The sequence below is a fragment of the Methylobacterium sp. WL6 genome (assembly GCF_008040095.1).
Lineage (GTDB): Bacteria > Pseudomonadota > Alphaproteobacteria > Rhizobiales > Beijerinckiaceae > Methylobacterium.
In genome coordinates, this window is the sequence record NZ_VRVH01000367.1 from 1 (window position 1) to 3,808 (window position 3,808).

General features: G+C 73.0%; 5 protein-coding genes. 2 read left to right on the forward strand and 3 right to left on the reverse strand.

Annotated features, from left to right (window positions below):
* Window positions 1–48: 48 nt before the first annotated feature.
* Window positions 49–471: a hypothetical protein gene (locus tag FV230_RS25640; protein WP_187275617.1), complete on the reverse strand. Its 423-nt coding sequence runs from the start codon at window positions 469–471 to the stop codon at window positions 49–51.
* Between the two features lie 125 nt (window positions 472–596).
* A complete protein-coding gene (locus tag FV230_RS25645; protein WP_147844398.1) occupies window positions 597–1,097 on the reverse strand; it encodes a peptide deformylase in 501 nt (166 codons plus the stop codon).
* A 294-nt stretch (window positions 1,098–1,391) separates the two neighbouring features.
* Between FV230_RS25645 and FV230_RS25650 the strand changes: the two genes are divergently transcribed.
* Both FV230_RS25650 and FV230_RS25655 read left to right on the forward strand, forming a co-directional pair.
* Entirely contained in the window at window positions 1,392–1,805 is a 414-nt protein-coding gene (locus tag FV230_RS25650; protein ID WP_147726351.1) for an EF-hand domain-containing protein, read from the forward strand.
* Between the two features lie 281 nt (window positions 1,806–2,086).
* Window positions 2,087–2,470, forward strand: a complete 384-nt coding sequence (locus tag FV230_RS25655) for a hypothetical protein (RefSeq protein ID WP_147726352.1) — start codon at window positions 2,087–2,089, stop codon at window positions 2,468–2,470.
* Window positions 2,471–2,483: 13 nt separating this feature from the next.
* Here the strand turns inward: FV230_RS25655 and FV230_RS25660 are convergent.
* Window positions 2,484–3,808: translocation/assembly module TamB domain-containing protein (locus FV230_RS25660; protein ID WP_187275618.1), on the reverse strand; the 1,325-nt coding region annotated here is incomplete at its 5' end.

A 3,808-nucleotide genomic window follows, 5' to 3' on the forward strand; every position in this document is an offset into this window, starting at 1 on the left:
CTCCCGGCGCCGTCCCCGGCATCGCCGCCGCGCGCGCCGGACGGTGCCTCAGCGTCGGCCCCTGTCGGCGGCCGACGGCTTCGGCTGCGACTTGGCCGGCACCGGCAGGTCGACGGTGCCGGTCGCCGTCCACTGGCAGATCGCGGTGCCCTGCAGGGCCAGGCAATCGTACTGCGCGCCGCCGAGGGCGACGTGCTCGGCGAGCGCGGCGATCCGATCCCGCGGAAACGCCGTGCAGCCGAGGTGGTCGGCCTTGGCATCGCCCAGGCGTGCGAGCGCGGCGGCCTCGTCGGGCGCTTCCCGCCGCAGGAGACGGTAGTTCGCCAGCGACGGGCACGCGATCACCGGTGCGGAGACCGGCCCCTGCACGGCCGGCGCCGGCTTGGCCGGCCTGCCCGGCGCCTGGGCTTGCACGGGCCGGGATACGGCCAGGGCGGACAGGGACGTGGCGAGCAGGATCGCGAGACGCATGCCTCCTCCTAAGCGCAGGCCGGCATCGGGCCAAGCCTCTGTCCCGGCGTCAAGCCTCCGTGATCGAGCCGGCGTGGCCGGCACGGCGCGGCCCAAGGCCGGATGGCCTCGAGACGGGATCGCGCTCACGGTTGCGCCCGCAGCTTGGCGAAGCGCTTCACCGCCCGCTCCCGGCGCAGGCGCGAGAGGCGGGCGATCCAGAAGATGCCGTCGAGCTGGTCGATCTCGTGCTGGAGGCAGGCGGCCCGAAACCCCTCGGCCGCCTCCTCCTGCGCGACGCCGTCGAGATCCTGGAACCGCACCCGGATCGTGGCCGCCCGCTCGACCGGCTCGGACACGCCCGGCATCGAGACGCTGCCCTCCCGCGCCGTGACGCGCTCGGGCGAGCGGTCGACGATCTCGGGGTTGACGTAGACCATGGCCGGCCCGCCCGGCTCCGGGCGCAGCACGACGAGGCGCCGCCGCACGCCGAGATGCGCCGCGGTCAACCCGGCGGCCGCGGCCGAATCGAGGGTCTCCGTCACGTCCCGGGCGAGGTCGCCGAGATCGGCATCGAAGGCCGTCACGGGGTCGGACGGCACGTCCAGCCGCGGGTCGGGATAGAAGATCAGCGGACGGGTTGCCATCGGATCAGGGTCTCGCGCTGGAGGGTGGGGCGGGCGGCACGCCGGCCCCCGCGTCGGCCGTTCGGGGCGCACCGTGCGTCGGGACGATGGCGATTCGGCGAGCCTTCGCAACGACGCGGACGATGGCGCGTTGGGCTCGCGCCCGCGCCCGCAGGGATGTCGCGCCGGGCTCGCCCCGCCTTCGGCGTGGGACGCGCCATGGGCAACCTCAGCGATCGATCGAGAGAAATCGCTTGTGCAGTGCAATCGTCACGCGTAGGAAGTTCGCGCAACACATTTCGGGATAATTCGGCAATGACCCTTCGTCTTTCCAGCACCTTCGCCGCTCTCGTCCTGGCCTCGGCCACCATGACCGCCCCCGTCGCCTTCGCCAAGCCGATGACCGGCGCCCAGGCGGTCAAGATGATCGACACCGACAACGACGGCACCGTCGACATGAAGGAGATCGAGGCGACCGCCTCGGCGACCTTCGATCGCCTCGAGAAGGATGCCGACGGCACCCTCGACAAGAAGGAGCTGAAGGGCCGCCTGAGCGCCGCCGGCCTGAAGAAGGCCGACCCGGACAACGACGGCACGATCGACAAGAAGGAATACCTCGCCGCCGTCGCCGACCGCTTCCAGGCCGCCGACCCGGACAACGACGGCACGCTCGACGCCAAGGAGCTGAAGTCCCCCGCCGGCAAGGCCCTGCTGATGCTGATCAAGTGACCCTCGGGCGCGACCCTGCGGGGTCGCGTCGGATGTGCCACCTGCGAGCCGCCCCGGAAACGGGCGCGGCTCGTTTTCGTTCGAACGCTTCCTGACGCACGTCCGGTTCCGCTTCCCGTCCTGCACCCGTCTCCACCGGACCCTTGCACCGGCCCCTTGGCACCGGCCCCTTGGCACCGGACCCTTGCGGCCGACCGTGCGACGTCGCGCGACATGCGAATCCTGTTGACGCATCTCAACCATAGGATGCAAGCTTGCTCCGTCGTGGGGGCAATATCAGCATGAGCATCGATCACCCGAAGGTCGCGGACCAGCCTTCCCTCGTCGCGGAGATGCGCGAGATCATCGAGGAGACCCGCAAGACGATCGAGGCGTCGCAGGGGATCCTCGACCGCTGCACGGCTCACGTCGCCGAGGCTCACAGTGCGGAGGCTCGGGCCGCCGAGGGGACGTCCGGCGATCCGTTCCGTCAACTGGCCGACGCGGCCAGCGAGACCGTCAGCCTGCTCGAAGGCATCGCCGACGGCCTGATCGTCGCCTACGAGTACGCCAAGCTCGACAACGATCCGCCGACGCTCGCCCTGATCGAGAGGGCGATGCTGCATGTCGGCCGGCGCCTCGCCCAGGCCGTCGGCCCGAAGCAGGCCGGCCTCGCGCGCCACTGAGCGCGTCGCGCGCTCAGTACTCCCATTCCGCGCCGACGCCGACGCTGGTGCGGCCGTCGCTGCCGGCCTCGCCCTGGATCTTCACCCGGCGCGTCACGTCGTAGTCGATGGTCGCGCCCGTGTCGGCCGGCTTGGCGCCGGCCTTGATGCCGACGCTGAGGCGATCGCTGAGGTAGCGCGAGGCGCCGAGCGCCGGGCCGCCGCTGGTCCCGGTCGAGACGTCGAGGCTGTCGAGCCCGAGGCCCTTGCGCGCCGCCTCGAACACGTCGACGCCCCCTGCCCCGCCCGAGAGCTGCGACACGGCCTGCGCCAGCTGCAGCGCCTGGAACGGCGACAGGCTGCCCGACGCCTTCTTGAACAGCAGCCGCGACAGCACCTCGTCCTGCGGCAGGCTCGGGTCCGAGGAGATCGCGAAGACCGGGCTGTCGGCCGGCCCCGAGACCGCGATGCGGGCGGTGATGTCGGTGGCCTTGGTCTCGGCGACGAAGTCGAGGTCGGGGGCCGCGATGGCGCCGCCGAAGGTCACGCGGCCGCGGGTGAAGTCGAGGCGCTGCCCGATCACCGCGAGACGCCCGCGCCGAAGCTCGAACGCGCCGTTCGCGTTCGGGTCGCGCGAGGTGCCGGTGACGCGCAAGCTCCCGCCGAGCTCGGCGTCGATGCCGCGCCCGCGCACGAAGATGCGGTTCGGAGCGCTCACCGCGACGTCGAGGGTGGCGTCGAACGGCACGGCGGGCTTGCCGCGCGCGCCGCGTCTTCCCACGGCCGCCAGCTGCGCCCCGCGCAGGGCCTTGGCGTCGAGCCGGGCGCGGATGTCGGGCGGGGTGTTGACCCGGCGGATGCCCGGCAGCGGCTGCACCGTCGCGGGCAGCCGGTCGGGCACCGACACGTCGATCGAGACCACGTCGACGCGGCCGGCGATCCGCGGCGTGCGCGACAGCGGGCCGGAGAGCGCGAGGTTCAGGCTCGCCACCGCCGTCATCAGCGGGCTCGAGATCAGCTCGGTGCGCTCGCCCGCGATGCGGATCGTGCCCGGGAACCCGGCCTGGGGCTCGAGCGCCACGCGGCCGTCGGCACGCAGCGTCCCGCCGTTGCGGGTCGCCAGGGTGAGGCGTTCCAGCACGACCGCGTCGCCGCGCCCCGTGGCGCGGCCCTCGATGTTGGTCAGCCGGATGCCGTTGAGCGGGTCGGTGAAGCTGCCGCCCGAGAGCGTCGCGCTGCCCTCCGCCCGCGGTGCGGCGAGCGTGCCCGTCACCCCCGCATCGATCGCCACCCGCCCGGCGACCCGCTGGCCGCCGACGCTGAGCAGGCTGTTGGCCAGCGCCGCGTCGAGCGTTCCCC